We start from the raw sequence: 15,419 nt of genomic DNA on the forward strand, positions 1-15,419 counted from the left end.
CATTAACCGTTGGTCTTATTGCGAGTACTGGAACGACGGTTGCTGTTGTTACCCTGGCGCGGGTTAGCGCTGGTCTGGCTGTGACGCTTCACCGCCCGCCGGATCTGATTGGCTTTCATCCGGCGACGGTCTTTCTCGACGGCAACTTTAGAACTGGTTTCCGGCGTCAGCTCCACCAGCTCACGCAGGTAGTTGGTCTGCGCCAGGTCCAGTTCGGTATAGCCGCCGCGCGGCAGGCCTTTCGGCAGCAGAATATCGCCGTAGCGCACGCGGATCAGGCGGCTGACCTGCACACCGACCGCTTCCCACAGGCGACGCACTTCGCGGTTACGCCCTTCGGTCAGGGTGACGTTGTACCACTGGTTAATCCCTTCACCGCCGGTGAATTTGATGGTTTTAAATGCTGCCGGACCATCTTCTAACTGCACGCCGCGAGACAGCTGACGCAGCTTATCATCATCCACCTGGCCGAAAACGCGAACGGCGTACTCACGCTCGACTTCACGGCTCGGATGCATCAGGCGGTTTGCCAGTTCGCCATCGGTGGTGAACAGCAGCAGGCCGCAGGTGTTCACGTCCAGACGGCCAACGGCAATCCAGCGCGCGCCGCGCAGTTTTGGCAGACGATCAAACACCGTCGGGCGCCCTTCCGGATCGTTACGGGTGCACAGCTCGCCTTCCGGCTTATAGTAAGCCAGCACGCGACAGATCTGCTCAGCAGACTCTTTCACCGAGATCAGATGACCATCGATACGAATTTTTAAACCGGGGACGATTTCTACACGATCGCCGAGGGTGGCGATTTTTCCGTCGACGCTGACGCGGCCAGCTTCGATTTTCGCTTCAATTTCACGGCGGGAGCCGTGGCCGGCGCGGGCCAGCACTTTTTGCAGTTTCTCGCTCATTGAGCTTCCTTAAGGTGTCGCCTTCCCAGGCGTCTGGTATGCTTTATGAAACAATGAGGCCTGTATCAACAACTCATTGTTACGTATATACTTTTTACGTAAAGTCTCGCTAGCATGCGCAAAACATTCACCGCGAGCCCGTAATCGTGGCCAAACATACTACACTAACTTCGTCGGGAAAGCTTCTGTTCGCCGCATCGCGCCTTGAGTATGGAACAGATTTTCCTCATTCTCCTGTGCACATTCACGTATGGAGGTCTTTACCGGACAGTGAGCTCCCCTCACTGCGCGCCCTCCTCCACAACTGCCGGGCGCTGGTCGAGCAGCCAGTCGCGAAAACAGCGGTTGGCAGGCGCCAGCAGCGCGGTCTCGTGGTAAACCAGATGATAGGCCAGCGGACAAGCGATGGGCTGAGCCAGAGGATTAATCAGCCGCCCCTGCGTCAGCGCAGGCGCTATGAATGAACGTCGTAGTAATGCCATCCCCATACCGGCGAACGCCGCCTCCGTCACGCCGTTGGAATCAGTGAACACCGGGCCGCGGCGCGCGCGGTGCGGCTCCAGCCCCACGGCCTCACACCACAGCGCCCAGTCTTCACGATGTTCATCGTGCAACAGCGGATACTGTAGCAGCTCGCTCACATCGATGAGGGTCCGGCGCGGAGCAATCAGTTGCGGACTGCAGACCGGGATAAGGTCGTCATCCAGCAGGCGGTAAGCCTGCAGTTCCGGCCAGCCGCCGACACCATGACGCACGGCAAAATCGATCCCTTCACTCAGCAAATCTACTCGCCGGTTGGTGGCGCCAATCTGGATCTCAATCTGCGGATAGCGTCGTTCAAAATCAGCCAGCCGTGGCAACAGCCACTGAATGGCGAAACCGCTGGTACAGCTGAGTGTCACCTTTTCAGGCCCCGCGGGCACCTGCAGGCGATGAGTGGCGGCGGCTATCTGGAGAAACGCGGGCTGAACGGCCCGCAGGTAGATCTCCCCTACCTCCGTTAACTGTAACTGTCGGGGAGTACGAATAAAAAGCGGGGTATTTAGCGCTTCCTCGAGGCGGGCAATTTGCTGGCTGACGGCGCTGGGCGTAACGCAAAGCTCACTGGCGGCCTGCTTCAGACTGAGCAGCCGTGCCGCCGCTTCAAAGCAGCGCAGCGCATTCAGCGGTGGAAGTTTCATCAACATGGCATCTCAGTTAAGAATAACTTAATCATGTAAGCATAACGCGTTTGTCGGACGCTGCACGTGAGTTCTACAGTTGACTTCCTTCGTGACTACAAGGAGTCAATCATGCGTGTTATCGACTATGGCCGCCTGCTGCTACTCGCCGCTCTGTGGGGTGCCAGCTTTTTGTTTATGCGCATCACCACCCCGGCCTTCGGGGCGATGAACAGCGCTTTTCTTCGCGTACTGTTCGCCGCTCTCGCGCTAGGGCTGTTACTCGGCGTGCAGGGTAAATGGAGCGGGTATCAGGGAAAATTCATATCCACTCTGAAGCTGGGGGTCATTAATTCAGGCCTTCCTTTTCTGATGTACTGCCTTGCCGCACAGTGGCTGCCGGCAGGGTACTCCGCCACGCTCAACGCCACGGCGCCGATGATGGGAATGCTTATCGGCGCGTTATGCTTTGCAGAACCGTTAACCCTGCGCAAAGGCGGCGGCGCGTTACTGGGCGCCATTGGCGTGGCAGTCATTGCGCGCCCAACCTCCAGCCTCAGCGCCGCCCTCCTGCTGCCAGGGATCGGGGCCTGCCTGATCGCGACCGCTTGTTACGGTCTGGCCGGCTTTCTGACCCGCCGCTGGATCCAGCAGCGGGGCGGCCTTGAGGCTGAGCGCGTTGCGTTGGGCAGCCAGGTCGGCGCCACGCTGTTTCTGTTGCCTTTCTTTCTCTGGTCAGGCTGGTATGGTCCGGTCATAGACTGGCGGCAGAGCCTGCCGTGGATAGCGATAGTCATGCTGGGCGTGGTCTGTACAGCAGCAGGGTATATTCTCTATTTTCGCCTGATTGCTGATATAGGACCGCTGCGTTCGCTGTCGGTGACCTTTTTGATCCCACCTTTTGCGGCGCTGTGGGGCTATTTGTGCCTCGGAGAAGCCATACAAAAAGAGCTGATTCTCGGCGCACTGCTGATCGGTCTGGCGCTGTGGTTGATTGTCGTCCCGTCAGGAAGGAAACGCGGGGTGTCGGGCGGAGCATGATCCACCGCCCGACGAGGACGATCAGAGGAAAGGCTTCACGTCGCCGACGCCTTCGCGCAGCACCACCGGAGTATCTTCCGTCAGGTCAATAACCGTGGTCGGCTGCTGCCCAAGGAAGCCGCCGTGAATGATGAGGTCCACCACTTTCTCCAGACGATCTTTGATCTCTTCCGGGTCGGACTCGGTAAAGTCGCTGCCGGGCAGCATCAGCGACGTGGACAGCATCGGTTCGCCTAAAGTCTCGAGCAACGCCTGAGCAATGGGGTTAGACGGGACGCGCATGCCGATGGTTTTACGTTTCTCCTGCAGCAGCCGGCGCGGCACTTCTTTGGTCCCCTTGAGGATAAAGGTGTAGTTGCCCGGCGTGTTGTTTTTCATCAGACGAAACGCCACGTTGTCTACAAAAGCGTAGGTTGACAGCTCGGACAGATCGCGGCACATCAGGGTAAAGTTGTGGCCGTCCGGCAACTGACGGATACGGCAGATCCGCTCCATCGCACCCTTATCTTCAATTTTGCAGCCCAGGGCGTAGCCGGAGTCGGTAGGATAAACGATCACCCCGCCCTTACGCACAATCTCCACCGACTGGTTAATCAACCGCGCCTGCGGGTTATCCGGATGGATATAAAAAAACTGGCTCATACTTCCCTCTCAATTTTTATTCGGCGGCCGCTTCCCAGCTGTGCCAGACGCCTTCCACGCCGGCAGGAAGCCAGAGCTTACGGCCAAGCTCGATCCACGCACAGGGCTGATGAAAATCGGATCCCTGTGACGCCAGAAGACCAAACTGCACGGCCAGGGTGGCCAGCTGGGCGCGTTCATGGGGCGCCTGCTGACACTGGGCCACTTCCATGGCATCACCGCCCTGCTCGCTAAAGTGGGCCAACAGCCGCTTCAACCACTTGGCGGAGAGATCGTAGCGCCCGGGATGGGCTATCACCGCCTTGCCGCCAGAATGATGAATGACATCAATCGCTTGTTTTATTGTACACCACTGCGGCGGCACGTAACCGGTTTTCCCGCGGGCAAGGTATTTTTTGAAGACTTCCGCCATGTTTTTCGCATGGCCGGCCTCCACCAGAAAACGGGCAAAATGGCCGCGGGTGACGGCGCCACCGTCCGCCAGCCGCAGCGCCGCTTCCCAGGCGCCAGGGATCCGCGCCTTCTCCAGGCGTTCGGCAATCATTTGTCCCCGCAGCTGGCGTCGCGCTTTCTGCTCCTCCAGCAGCGCGGTCATCGTCGGGTGCGCAATATCAATATTCAGACCCACGATATGTATTTCGTGATTCTCCCAGAGCGTCGAAATCTCGACGCCGTTTACCAGCGTTAAGGGTAATCCGGCGCGGGCGATCTCTTCCCGGGCGGCCGGGATCGCCGCCACGCTGTCATGGTCGGTGATCGCCAGAGTGCCAACGCGCATCTCATGGGCGCGATGGACCAGTTCCTGCGGAGTCAACCGCCCATCAGAGGCGGTGGTGTGGCTGTGCAGATCGTAAATCACTGCGTATTGGCTGTCGCTCAAAAGGACTCCTGCTGGACATCAACGTAAATAAGCGCATTATCATACCGACAGGCAGAGAAAATCTGCAAACAAGGGTTGACTTTATTCCATCGAACTAGTTAACTAGTACGCAAGTTCACATGAAGGGGTATCACGATGAAAACGTATGTTATCACTCTGCACAGCTGGTGGCGCACCTCCTGACTTCGGGCGGCGTGATCGCGTTTTGCATTCAGCATACAGATACCCGGCCCGCCAATGAGCGGGCTTTTTATTGGACAAAAATAATACGAACAGGCGAGAACAATAATGCAAACATCCAAACCGGCACTCGAGCTTCTCACCAGCGACGCCATCTACCGGGAGAACCCGACGGAGTTATTCCACCAACTGTGCGGCGCCCGTCCGGCCACGCTGCTGCTGGAATCCGCTGACATCGACAGCAAAGATGACTTAAAAAGCCTGCTGCTGGTCGACAGCGCGCTGCGCATCACCGCCCTTGGTGACACTGTCACTATTCAGGCCCTTTCCGCTAACGGCGCCGCGCTGCTGGAACTGCTGGACGGCGCGCTGCCCTCCGGGATCGCCAATCAGCGCCAGCCCAACGGCCGCATCCTGACCTTCCCCGCGGTCAGCACCCTGCTCGATGAAGACGCCCGTCTCTGCTCACTGTCGGTGTTTGACGCCTTCCGTCTCCTGCAGGAGCTGGTGACCGTCCCGGCCAACGAGCGTGAAGCGATGTTCTTCGGCGGCCTGTTCGCCTATGACCTGGTCGCCGGCTTTGAAGATCTTCCACCGCTGCAGAGCGACACCGCCTGCCCGGACTACTGCTTCTATCTGGCAGAAACTCTGCTGGTCATCGACCATCAGACCAAGCATACCCGCATTCAGGCCAGCCTGTTCACCCCGCTGGAAAGTGAAAAGCAGCGCCTGGAGCAGCGCCTGAGCCAGCTGCGTCAGCAGCTGAACGAGCCGCCGGCGCCGCTGCCGGTCACCACCGTGACCGAAATGCAGTGCGACGTTGACCAGAGCGATGAAGAGTACGGTGCGGTGGTGCGTAAAATGCAGCGCGCGATCCGCGCCGGGGAAATCTTCCAGGTGGTCCCTTCCCGTCGCTTCTCGCTGCCCTGCCCGTCGCCGCTGGCCGCCTATGATGTGCTGAAGAAGAGCAACCCCAGCCCGTACATGTTCTTTATGCAGGACAACGATTTCACCCTGTTCGGCGCCTCGCCGGAGAGTTCGCTGAAATATGATGCCGTCAGCCGTCAGATTGAGATCTACCCGATCGCCGGCACCCGGCCACGCGGCCGCCGCGCCGACGGCTCGCTGGATCGCGATCTTGACAGCCGCATCGAACTGGAAATGCGCACCGACCATAAAGAGCTTTCCGAACACCTGATGCTGGTGGACCTGGCGCGTAATGACCTGGCCCGCATCTGCACCCCGGGCAGCCGCTATGTCGCCGATTTAACGAAGGTTGACCGTTACTCCTTCGTGATGCATCTGGTCTCCCGGGTGGTGGGTGAACTGCGTCAGGATCTCGATGTGCTGCACGCCTACCGCGCCTGCATGAACATGGGCACCCTCAGCGGCGCGCCGAAGGTCCGCGCCATGCAGCTGATTGCCGCCGCCGAAGGTAAACGCCGCGGCAGCTACGGCGGCGCGGTGGGCTATTTCACCGCCCACGGCGACCTCGACACCTGCATCGTCATCCGTTCCGCCTACGTGCAGGAGGGTATCGCTACCGTCCAGGCCGGAGCCGGCATTGTGCTCGACTCGGTTCCCCAGTCGGAAGCGGATGAGACCCGAAATAAAGCCCGCGCGGTGCTGCGCGCCATTGCCCAGGCCCATCACGCGAAGGAGATTTTCTGATGGCTGACATTCTGCTGCTCGATAATATCGATTCTTTCACCTATAACCTGGCAGACCAGCTGCGGGCCAATGGTCATAACGTGGTGATTTACCGTAACTCCGTCCCGGCGCAGGCGCTGATTGAGCGTCTGGGCACCATGGACAACCCGGTGCTGATGCTCTCCCCGGGCCCGGGTACGCCGAGCGAAGCTGGCTGCATGCCGGAACTGCTGACCCGTATGCGTGGCAAGCTGCCGATCATCGGCATCTGCCTCGGTCATCAGGCCATTGTTGAAGCCTACGGCGGCTATGTCGGCCAGGCGGGCGAGATCCTCCATGGCAAAGCTTCCAGCATTGAGCACGACGGCCAGGCCATGTTTGCCGGTCTGGCTAACCCGCTGCCGGTGGCGCGCTACCACTCGCTGGTTGGCAGCAATATTCCCGCCGGGCTGACGATTAACGCCAATTTCAACGGCATGGTGATGGCGGTGCGTCACGATGCGGACCGGGTGTGCGGCTTCCAGTTCCATCCGGAATCGATCCTTACCACTCAGGGCGCACGGCTGCTGGAGCAGACCCTGGCCTGGGCGCTGCAGAAGCTGGAGCACACTAACACCCTCCAGCCGATCCTTGAGAAGCTGTACCAGGCGGAAACCCTGAGCCAGCAGGAGAGCCACCAGCTGTTCTCCGCCGTCGTGCGCGGTGAAGTGAAACCTGAGCAACTGGCCGCCGCGCTGGTCAGTATGAAAGTGCGCGGCGAGCAACCGCAGGAAATTGCCGGCGCCGCCACCGCGCTGCTGGAAAACGCCGCGCCGTTCCCGCGCCCGGACTACCTGTTTGCTGACATCGTCGGCACCGGTGGCGACGGCAGCAACAGCATCAACATCTCCACCGCCAGCGCCTTTGTCGCTGCGGCCTGCGGATTGAAAGTGGCGAAACACGGCAACCGTAGCGTCTCCAGTAAATCAGGCTCTTCTGACCTGCTGGCGGCCTTCGGCATCAATCTCGATATGAACGCCGATAAATCCCGCACGGCGCTCGATGAGCTGGGGGTTTGCTTCCTGTTCGCGCCGAAATACCACACCGGTTTCCGCCATGCGATGCCGGTCCGTCAGCAACTGAAGACCCGTACCCTGTTTAACGTGCTGGGGCCGCTGATTAACCCGGCGCATCCGCCGCTGGCGCTGATTGGCGTCTACAGCCCGGAACTGGTGCTGCCGATCGCCGAGACCCTGCGCGTGCTGGGCTATCAGCGCGCGGCGGTGGTGCACAGCGGTGGGATGGATGAAGTCTCGCTGCATGCGCCCACAGTGGTGGCCGAACTGCATAACGGGGAAATTAAAAGCTATCAGCTGACCGCTGACGACTTCGGCCTGACGCCTTACCATCAGGCGCAGCTGGCGGGCGGCACGCCGGAAGAAAATCGTGACATTCTGACGCGCTTGCTACAAGGTAAAGGTGAAGCCGCTCACGAAGCCGCCGTCGCCGCCAACGTCGCCATGTTGATGCGTTTACACGGGCATGAAGATCTGAAAGCTAACGCTCAGCAGGTACTGGATGTGCTGCACAGCGGCGCGGCCTATGACAGAGTGACCGCCTTAGCGGCAAGAGGGTAAAGAATGCAGACCGTTTTAGCAAAAATCGTTGCCGACAAAGCGATTTGGGTAGAAGCCCGCAAACAACAACAACCGTTAGCCAGTTTTCAGAGTGAAGTGGTCCCGACGCAGCGCAATTTCTATGACGCGCTGGCCGGCACCCGCACCGCGTTTATTCTCGAGTGCAAAAAGGCCTCGCCGTCGAAGGGGTTGATTCGCGAAGATTTCGATCCGGCGGCGATCGCCAGCATCTACAAACACTACGCCTCGGCGATCTCAGTGCTGTGTGATGAGAAATATTTCCAGGGCAGTTTCGATTTTCTGCCGATCGTCAGCAAGGTCGCGCCGCAGCCGATCCTGTGTAAGGACTTCACCATCGACCCTTACCAGATCTACCTGGCGCGCTACTATCAGGCCGATGCCTGCCTGCTGATGCTCTCGGTGCTCGACGATGAGCAGTACCGCCAGCTCTCCGCGGTGGCGCACAGCCTGAATATGGGCGTGCTGACCGAAGTCAGCAATGAAGAGGAGCTGGAGCGCGCCATCGCCCTGAAGGCGAAGGTGGTGGGCATTAACAACCGCAACCTGCGCGATATGTCGATTGACCTTAACCGCACCCGTCAGCTGGCGGCGCGTCTCGGCCCGGATGTCACGGTGATCAGCGAATCCGGCATCCATACCTATGCTGAAGTGCGCGAGCTGAGCCACTTCGCCAACGGCTTCCTGATCGGCTCCGCCCTGATGGAGCAGGCGGATCTGGAAGCGGCGGTTAAACGCGTGCTGCTCGGCGAGAACAAAGTGTGCGGCCTGACGCGCCCGCAGGATGCCCAGGTGGCCTGGGAGTCTGGCGCCATCTACGGTGGCCTGATTTTCGTCCCGACCTCGCCGCGGGCGGTGAATGACGCGCAGGCCAAAGCGGTGATCGCCGCTGCGCCGCTGCAGTACGTCGGCGTCTTCCGCAATGCGCCGCTGGACGAGGTGGTCGCCCGCGCGCAGGCTCTGGGGCTGGCCGCCGTGCAGCTGCACGGTGATGAGGACCAGGCCTATATCGACGCGCTGCGCGACGCCCTCGCGGACAACGTCCGCATCTGGAAAGCGCTGAGCGTTGGCGAAACCCTCCCGGCCCGTACGCTCCGCCATGTTGACAAGTACCTGTTCGACAACGGCCAGGGCGGCAGCGGCCAGCGCTTTGACTGGAGCCTGCTGCAGGGCCAGGATCTGCGCAACGTCATGCTGGCGGGTGGCCTGGGTGCCGATAACTGTGTGGAAGCGGCCAAAAGCGGCTGTGCCGGACTCGATTTCAATTCAGGCGTAGAGTCGCAACCCGGGATTAAAGACGCCAGCAAACTGGCCTCCGTATTCCAGACGCTGCGCGCATATTAAGGAGCAATAATGAGCACTTTACTGAACCCCTACTTCGGCGAATTCGGCGGCATGTATGTGCCGCAGATCCTGATGCCCGCCCTGCGCCAGCTGGAAGAAGCCTTTGTCAGCGCGCAGAAGGACCCGGCCTTTCAGGCGGAATTCACTGACCTGCTGAAAAACTACGCCGGACGTCCGACGGCCCTGACCAAATGCCGGAATCTGACCGAAGGTACTCGCACCACCCTGTACCTGAAACGCGAAGATCTGCTGCACGGCGGCGCGCACAAAACCAACCAGGTGCTGGGCCAGGCCCTGCTGGCCAAACGGATGGGCAAAACCGAAATTATCGCCGAGACCGGCGCCGGTCAGCACGGGGTCGCCTCAGCGCTGGCCAGCGCCCTGCTCGGTCTGAAATGCCGTATCTACATGGGCGCCAAGGACGTCGAGCGCCAGTCGCCGAACGTCTTCCGTATGCGCCTGATGGGCGCCGAGGTGATCCCGGTGCACAGCGGCTCCGCCACGCTGAAAGATGCCTGTAATGAGGCGCTGCGCGACTGGTCTGGTAGCTACGAGAATGCGCACTATATGCTGGGCACCGCCGCCGGTCCGCATCCATTCCCAACCATTGTACGTGAATTCCAGCGCATGATTGGTGAAGAGACCAAAGCGCAGATCCTCGAAAAAGAAGGACGCCTGCCAGACGCGGTGATCGCCTGCGTCGGCGGCGGATCAAACGCCATCGGAATGTTTGCCGACTTTATTGATGAAACCAACGTCGGCCTGATCGGCGTGGAACCGGCCGGGCACGGTATCGAAAGCGGCGAGCACGGCGCGCCGCTGAAGCATGGCCGCGTGGGGATCTACTTCGGTATGAAGTCGCCGATGATGCAGACCGCCGACGGCCAGATCGAAGAGTCTTACTCCATTTCCGCCGGGCTGGACTTCCCGTCCGTTGGGCCGCAGCACGCGTTTCTGAACAGCACCGGTCGCGCTGACTATGTGTCGATCACCGACGACGAAGCGCTGGACGCGTTTAAAGCGCTCTCGCGCCACGAAGGGATCATCCCGGCGCTGGAGTCCTCTCACGCTCTGGCCCACGCGCTGAAGATGATGCGCGAAAATCCGGAAAAAGAGCAGTTGCTGGTGGTTAACCTCTCCGGTCGCGGCGACAAAGACATTTTCACCGTACATGACATCCTGAAAGCGCGAGGGGAAATCTGATGGAACGCTATGAGACGCTGTTTGCCCAACTGAAAAATCGCCAGGAAGGCGCCTTCGTTCCCTTTGTCACCCTTGGCGATCCGGGACCGGAGCAGTCGCTCAAAATTATCGATGCGCTGATCGAAGGCGGCGCCGATGCCCTTGAGCTGGGGATCCCTTTCTCCGACCCGCTGGCGGACGGCCCGACCATCCAGGGCGCGGCCCTGCGCGCCTTCGCCGCCGGGGTGACCCCGGCGCAGTGCTTTGAGATGCTGGCGGCGATCCGCCAGAAGCATCCGACGATCCCAATCGGCCTGCTGATGTATGCCAACCTCGTCTTCAGCCCGGGCATCGATGCGTTCTATGCCCAGTGCGAACGCGTCGGCGTCGACTCGGTGCTGGTGGCCGACGTGCCGGTGGAAGAGTCCGCCCCGTTCCGCCAGGCGGCGATGCGCCATAACATCGCGCCGATTTTCATCTGCCCGCCCAATGCGGATGACGATTTACTGCGCCAGATTGCTTCTTATGGCCGCGGCTACACCTATCTGCTGTCGCGCGCCGGAGTGACGGGTGCGGAAAATCGCGCCGCACTGCCGCTGCACCACCTGGTGGAGAAGCTGGCGGAATATCACGCCGCGCCGCCGCTGCAGGGCTTTGGCATCTCCGCGCCGGAGCAGGTGAGCGCCGCCATTGACGCCGGGGCCGCCGGGGCTATCTCCGGTTCCGCCATCGTCAAAATCATCGAACGCCACCTCGTGGAGCCGCAGATCATGCTCGACGAACTGAAAGCCTTCGTCCAGAGCCTGAAGGCGGCGACCAAAACCGCCTGACCGTTAGCCGCCTGGTATTGCGCCAGGCGGCGATTTCCTCGCGTTACCTTCCCCTCCATGTCATCTTGCACGCCAACACATCAGACGGAATGATGATCGACACCTTGGCGCCAGGCGATGCGCTTTAACGTGGAAATGGATGGCGGGCGGATGCCGAAGATTTGAACTATGTTGAAAGGGAAAAATATCGCTCTCCCTGGCACAGGAGAGCGATACAGTCAGGCAATCAATATTGCCCGAATATCATTGACGTTGGTTAACGTCGGGCCGGTGATCAGCAAATCATTAAGCGCGTGAAAATAACAATAACTATCATGGCCATCCAGATATTGCACGGCGTTAAGACCGCTCAGCTTGCCGCGCGCAAGCGTATCCGGGAAGACGATCGCGCCTGCGGCATCTTCTGTGCCATCAATACCATCGCTGTCTCCCGCCATGGCCCAGATACCGTGTTCCCCCTGGAGCGCACAGGCCAGACTGAGTAAAAACTCGGTATTGCGGCCCCCTTTTCCAGGCTGAGTGTTGTTTACTGTCACCGTGGTTTCGCCACCTGACAACAGTACAGCAGGCCCTGAAATCGGGTGACCATACTGCTTCGCCGATTTCGCCATACCGGCCATGACCACCGCCACTTCCCTGCTTTCACCTTCTATCGCATCCCCCAAAATAAGGGGGGTGAGCCCATGTTGTCGTGCGGCCAGCCCCGCCGCCGCTAACGCCATCGCCGGCGTGGCGATAAGCCTGACCTCGCCTGTCGCGGCGTTTTCCATCGGGCCGGCCGGCTGGTTTAGCCGTTCGCTAACGGGCTTCGGGATCGCAATGCCATACCGCTGCAGTACCCGGAGCGCATCACGTGGTGCGCTGTTATCGGCAACGGTGGGGCCAGACGCTACGTCCGTCGGATTATCGCCAGGCACATCGCTGATAATCAGTGATACGATGCGCGCCGGTTGCGCCATGGTCGCCAGCTTTCCGCCTTTCACCGCTGAGAGATGACGACGTACCAGATTCATCTCTTTGATGCTGGCCCCGCTATGGAGCAGGGCCCGGGTGATGGTCTGCTTATCTGCCAGCGTTAACCCCGGGGCGGGCAGCGCCATCAGCGCCGACCCTCCCCCTGAAATCAATGCCAGCACCAGATCATCGGCAGTTAAACCGCGCAGCGTCTCCACAATCAGCATTGCGGCAACCTCGCTCATGGCATCCGATACGGGATGAGCCGCCTCAATAATGCGGATGCGGCCCGCAGGAACCGCGTAACCGTAACGCGTCACCACCACGCCCGACACCGCCACATCCGGCCAGGCCGCATCTACGGCAGCCGCCATTGCCGCGGACGCTTTACCCGCACCGATCACCACACAACGGCCGCGAGGTTTTTCCGGCAGGTTAGCCAGGGTCACCGGCCCGGCACGGGCACTGTTGACCGCATGTTGAAAGATATCCTGCAGGATCTCTGCAGCCTGTTCGTTATTCATGGTTATGCGGTCTCGGCAATGTCAGCTTTAGCGTCAATGTAGTGCACCACGGCGCGTGTCACCTCCGCGGTATTGGCTGAGCCACCGACATCTGGCGTCAGAATGCCTTTTTCACACACATACTCAATGCCTTCCATAATCAGCGCAGCGGCATGGCGTTCGCCCAGATGTTCAAGCATCTGTACCGCGGTCCAGAAAGTGGCAATGGGGTTCGCAATTCCTTTGCCGGTGATATCGAATGCGGAACCATGAATCGGTTCGAACATGGAAGGGAAGCGGCGTTCAGGATCAATATTCGCGGTCGGCGCTACGCCCAGGCTACCCGCCAGCGCGCCAGCCAGATCGGAAAGGATATCGGCGTGCAGATTGGTGGCAACGATGGTATCCAGGGTCTGGGGATGCAACGTCATACGGTGCGTCATGGCATCGACCAACATTTTGTCCCACTGCACATCCGGGAATTCCTGCGCCACTTCGGCGGCAATCTCATCCCACATCACCATACCATGGCGCTGGGCGTTGGATTTGGTCACCACGGTCAGCAGTTTACGTGGCCGGGACTGCGCCAGTCTGAAGGCATAGCGCATAATGCGCGTTACCCCAACACGGGTAAAGATTGCCACTTCGGTACCGACTTCTTCAGGTAAACCACGGTGCGCACGGCCGCCGTTACCAGAATATTCACCTTCGGAGTTTTCACGCACGATGACCCAGTCAAGATCGCCCGGCCCGCGGTTGCGCAGCGGTGAAGTGACGCCCGGCAGAATTTTGGTGGGTCGCACATTGGCGTACTGGTCAAAGCCCTGGCAAATAGGCAGGCGCAGGCCCCAGAGTGTGATGTGGTCAGGGACATCCGGCGCGCCCACCGCACCGAAGTAAATCGCATCGAATGCTTTCAGCATGTTCAGTCCTTCTTCCGGCATCATCACGCCATGTTTTTTGTAATAGTCTGACCCCCAGTCAAAGGTCTCTACATCAAATTTCAGTTGCGGATCGTGGCGCGTCAGCGCGTGCAAGACTTCAATACCTGCCGAAATGACTTCCGGTCCGATACCGTCCGCAGGGATAGCAGCAATTTTGTAGTGACGCATCGTTATTTCTCCAGTTAATGAGTATGAGGATGTGGAAGCTCTGCTGTCGGCGATTTGTTCGCTCTGGCAGAGAGAATCACGACCACGAGGGCCGAGAGCGCCAGCAATCCGGCGACAAAGTACAGGCCCCAGCTGTAGCTACCGGTTTGCTCGCGGATCACGCCAATCATCATCGGCCCGACGAAACCGCCGAGGTTGCCGATGGAGTTGATAGCGGCAATGCCAGCGGCCGCAGCCGGGCCGCTGAGGAACAGGGTTGGCATGCTCCACAGCGGGGGTTTTGATGCGCTAATCCCCACGGTGACCAGCGTTAAGGCGACCATTACGGTAAACAATGTGCTGACGTTACCGGCGTATATCAGCCCGCCAGCCGCCAGCAGGCAGGCGCCAATCACGTGCCAGCTCCGCTCTTTGGTTCGATCGGAATGACGCGCCCAGAGGATCATGGCGATGACGCCGATCACCGCCGGAAAAGCGTTCAGGAAACCAATCTCCAGCGAGGAAGCACCGAAACTGCGAATGATTTGCGGGGACCAGATGCCAAGCGTATACAGCCCGGCGGAGGTACCGAAATAGACCAGGGCCAGCGCCAGGACGCGTATATCCGCCAGTCCCCGCCATGCGCTGGAATGGCTCTGTTTTGCCGCCCGCGCCAGCTCCTCAGCGTGCAGGGTGTTTTCCAGCCAGGCACGCTCTTGTTCTGTCAGCCATTTGGCTTTGGCCGGGCGATCCGTCAAAAAGAACAAAACCACAACACCGAGCACCAGCGCCGGCAAAGCTTCCAGGACAAACATCCACTGCCAGCCGGCATAGCCGAGGAAGCCATGCATCTCCAGCAGTGCGGCCGAAACCGGCGATCCCAGTGCTGTAGACAGGGGAGCTGCGGCCATAAAGATGGCAGTGACCTGCGCACGCCTGGCGGCAGGAAACCAGTAGCTGAGATAGAGAATGATCCCCGGGAAGAAACCGGCTTCCGCCACACCGAGCAGAAAACGCAGAATGTAGAAGCTCGTCGTGCCCTGCACAAAAGCCATGCAGCCAGAGACGAATCCCCAGGTGATCATGACGCGGGCGATCCAGATACGGGCGCCCACTTTATGGAGAATTAAGTTTGACGGCACCTCAAACAGAAAGTAACCCAGGAAGAAAATGCCAGCGCCCAGCCCAAAAACGGTGGGTGAAAACCCCAGGTCCTGGTTCATGGTCAGAGCGGCAAAGCCAATATTGACGCGGTCAAGGAAGGCGATGAAGTACAGCAGCATGATGAAAGGAATAATGCGCAGGGTAACCTTGCGCATCACCTTCTTTTCGAGGTCGTTATTCATGACGGGATGCTCCATAGTGATGTAGGGTTGTTATCGTTTTGTAATAATCCCAGTATGAAGTTTTGAATCGCTTTATC

13 protein-coding genes and 1 other annotated feature are annotated in these 15,419 nt (G+C 59.6%); of the genes, 6 read left to right on the forward strand and 7 right to left on the reverse strand.

All coding sequences use genetic code 11. The features are described from left to right. Positions 1-2: 2 nt before the first annotated feature. Both rluB and gcvA read right to left on the reverse strand, forming a co-directional pair. Positions 3-905: a 23S rRNA pseudouridine(2605) synthase RluB gene (rluB, locus tag CWM53_RS02595; protein ID WP_008807781.1), complete on the reverse strand. Its 903-nt coding sequence runs from the start codon at positions 903-905 to the stop codon at positions 3-5. Positions 906-1,186: 281 nt separating this feature from the next. Beyond that, entirely contained in the window at positions 1,187-2,086 is a 900-nt protein-coding gene (gcvA, locus tag CWM53_RS02600) for a transcriptional regulator GcvA (RefSeq protein WP_100729962.1), read from the reverse strand. Between the two features lie 111 nt (positions 2,087-2,197). On the opposite strand from gcvA, the gene CWM53_RS02605 reads away from it, so the two are divergent. Beyond that, complete coding sequence (locus CWM53_RS02605; RefSeq protein ID WP_100729917.1) at positions 2,198-3,106, forward strand: DMT family transporter; 909 nt, start codon at positions 2,198-2,200, stop codon at positions 3,104-3,106. 21 nt (positions 3,107-3,127) lie between these two features. Here CWM53_RS02605 and CWM53_RS02610 read toward each other — a convergent pair whose 3' ends face one another. Together CWM53_RS02610 and rnm are read right to left on the reverse strand one after the other, a co-directional pair. Further along, positions 3,128-3,748 (reverse strand): L-threonylcarbamoyladenylate synthase, encoded by a 621-nt coding sequence (locus CWM53_RS02610; protein WP_100729918.1) that lies wholly within the window; start codon positions 3,746-3,748, stop codon positions 3,128-3,130. Positions 3,749-3,764: 16 nt separating this feature from the next. Beyond that, entirely contained in the window at positions 3,765-4,628 is an 864-nt protein-coding gene (gene rnm, locus CWM53_RS02615) for an RNase RNM (RefSeq protein WP_061154911.1), read from the reverse strand. Positions 4,629-4,787: 159 nt separating this feature from the next. Next, positions 4,788-4,883 (forward strand) — a sequence feature (Trp leader region). A 33-nt stretch (positions 4,884-4,916) separates the two neighbouring features. Between rnm and CWM53_RS02620 the strand changes: the two genes are divergently transcribed. The 5 genes from CWM53_RS02620 to trpA are packed head-to-tail and all read left to right on the forward strand — an operon-like array spanning position 4,917 to position 11,448. After that, positions 4,917-6,479 carry an anthranilate synthase component 1 gene (locus CWM53_RS02620; protein WP_100729919.1) on the forward strand — a complete coding sequence of 521 codons (1,563 nt, stop codon included), beginning with the start codon at positions 4,917-4,919 and terminating at the stop codon, positions 6,477-6,479. Continuing rightward, entirely contained in the window at positions 6,479-8,074 is a 1,596-nt protein-coding gene (gene trpD, locus CWM53_RS02625) for a bifunctional anthranilate synthase glutamate amidotransferase component TrpG/anthranilate phosphoribosyltransferase TrpD (RefSeq protein WP_021312925.1), read from the forward strand. The genes CWM53_RS02620 and trpD overlap by 1 nt, the downstream gene beginning before the upstream one ends. A 3-nt stretch (positions 8,075-8,077) precedes the next feature. Then, a complete protein-coding gene (trpCF, locus tag CWM53_RS02630) occupies positions 8,078-9,436 on the forward strand; it encodes a bifunctional indole-3-glycerol-phosphate synthase TrpC/phosphoribosylanthranilate isomerase TrpF (protein WP_100729920.1) in 1,359 nt (452 codons plus the stop codon). Positions 9,437-9,445: 9 nt separating this feature from the next. Further along, positions 9,446-10,639, forward strand: a complete 1,194-nt coding sequence (trpB, locus tag CWM53_RS02635) for a tryptophan synthase subunit beta (RefSeq protein WP_061154913.1) — start codon at positions 9,446-9,448, stop codon at positions 10,637-10,639. Further along, positions 10,639-11,448 carry a tryptophan synthase subunit alpha gene (gene trpA / locus CWM53_RS02640; protein WP_100729921.1) on the forward strand — a complete coding sequence of 270 codons (810 nt, stop codon included), beginning with the start codon at positions 10,639-10,641 and terminating at the stop codon, positions 11,446-11,448. Before trpB ends, trpA begins: the two co-directional genes overlap by 1 nt. Positions 11,449-11,666: 218 nt before the next feature. On the opposite strand, the gene CWM53_RS02645 is transcribed toward trpA, so the two are convergent. The 3 genes from CWM53_RS02645 to CWM53_RS02655 are packed head-to-tail and all read right to left on the reverse strand — an operon-like array spanning position 11,667 to position 15,342. Then, on the reverse strand, positions 11,667-12,926 hold the full coding sequence (locus tag CWM53_RS02645; RefSeq protein WP_100630924.1) for a glycerate kinase: 1,260 nt from the start codon (positions 12,924-12,926) through the stop codon (positions 11,667-11,669). 2 nt (positions 12,927-12,928) lie between these two features. Continuing rightward, entirely contained in the window at positions 12,929-14,017 is a 1,089-nt protein-coding gene (locus tag CWM53_RS02650) for a tartrate dehydrogenase (RefSeq protein WP_100729922.1), read from the reverse strand. Positions 14,018-14,031: 14 nt separating this feature from the next. Further along, positions 14,032-15,342 (reverse strand): MFS transporter, encoded by a 1,311-nt coding sequence (locus CWM53_RS02655; RefSeq protein ID WP_100729923.1) that lies wholly within the window; start codon positions 15,340-15,342, stop codon positions 14,032-14,034. Between the last annotated feature and the right edge of the window lie 77 nt (positions 15,343-15,419).

It is taken from the genome of Klebsiella sp. A-Nf5 (assembly GCF_002810545.1).
GTDB classification, from domain to species: domain Bacteria; phylum Pseudomonadota; class Gammaproteobacteria; order Enterobacterales; family Enterobacteriaceae; genus Klebsiella; species Klebsiella variicola.

Bases quoted from the DNA above. Each gene is read 5' to 3' on its own strand.
- trpA (WP_100729921.1), top strand. From the start codon at position 10,639: ATGGAACGCTATGAGACGCTGTTTGCCCAACTGAAAAATCGCCAGGAA.
- CWM53_RS02605 (WP_100729917.1), top strand. From the start codon at position 2,198: ATGCGTGTTATCGACTATGGCCGCCTGCTGCTACTCGCCGCTCTGTGG.
- trpD (WP_021312925.1), top strand. From the start codon at position 6,479: ATGGCTGACATTCTGCTGCTCGATAATATCGATTCTTTCACCTATAAC.
- CWM53_RS02645 (WP_100630924.1), bottom strand. From the start codon at position 12,926: ATGAATAACGAACAGGCTGCAGAGATCCTGCAGGATATCTTTCAACAT.
- trpCF (WP_100729920.1), top strand. From the start codon at position 8,078: ATGCAGACCGTTTTAGCAAAAATCGTTGCCGACAAAGCGATTTGGGTA.
- rluB (WP_008807781.1), bottom strand. From the start codon at position 905: ATGAGCGAGAAACTGCAAAAAGTGCTGGCCCGCGCCGGCCACGGCTCC.
- gcvA (WP_100729962.1), bottom strand. From the start codon at position 2,086: ATGAAACTTCCACCGCTGAATGCGCTGCGCTGCTTTGAAGCGGCGGCA.
- CWM53_RS02650 (WP_100729922.1), bottom strand. From the start codon at position 14,017: ATGCGTCACTACAAAATTGCTGCTATCCCTGCGGACGGTATCGGACCG.
- CWM53_RS02610 (WP_100729918.1), bottom strand. From the start codon at position 3,748: ATGAGCCAGTTTTTTTATATCCATCCGGATAACCCGCAGGCGCGGTTG.
- CWM53_RS02620 (WP_100729919.1), top strand. From the start codon at position 4,917: ATGCAAACATCCAAACCGGCACTCGAGCTTCTCACCAGCGACGCCATC.
- CWM53_RS02655 (WP_100729923.1), bottom strand. From the start codon at position 15,342: ATGAATAACGACCTCGAAAAGAAGGTGATGCGCAAGGTTACCCTGCGC.
- trpB (WP_061154913.1), top strand. From the start codon at position 9,446: ATGAGCACTTTACTGAACCCCTACTTCGGCGAATTCGGCGGCATGTAT.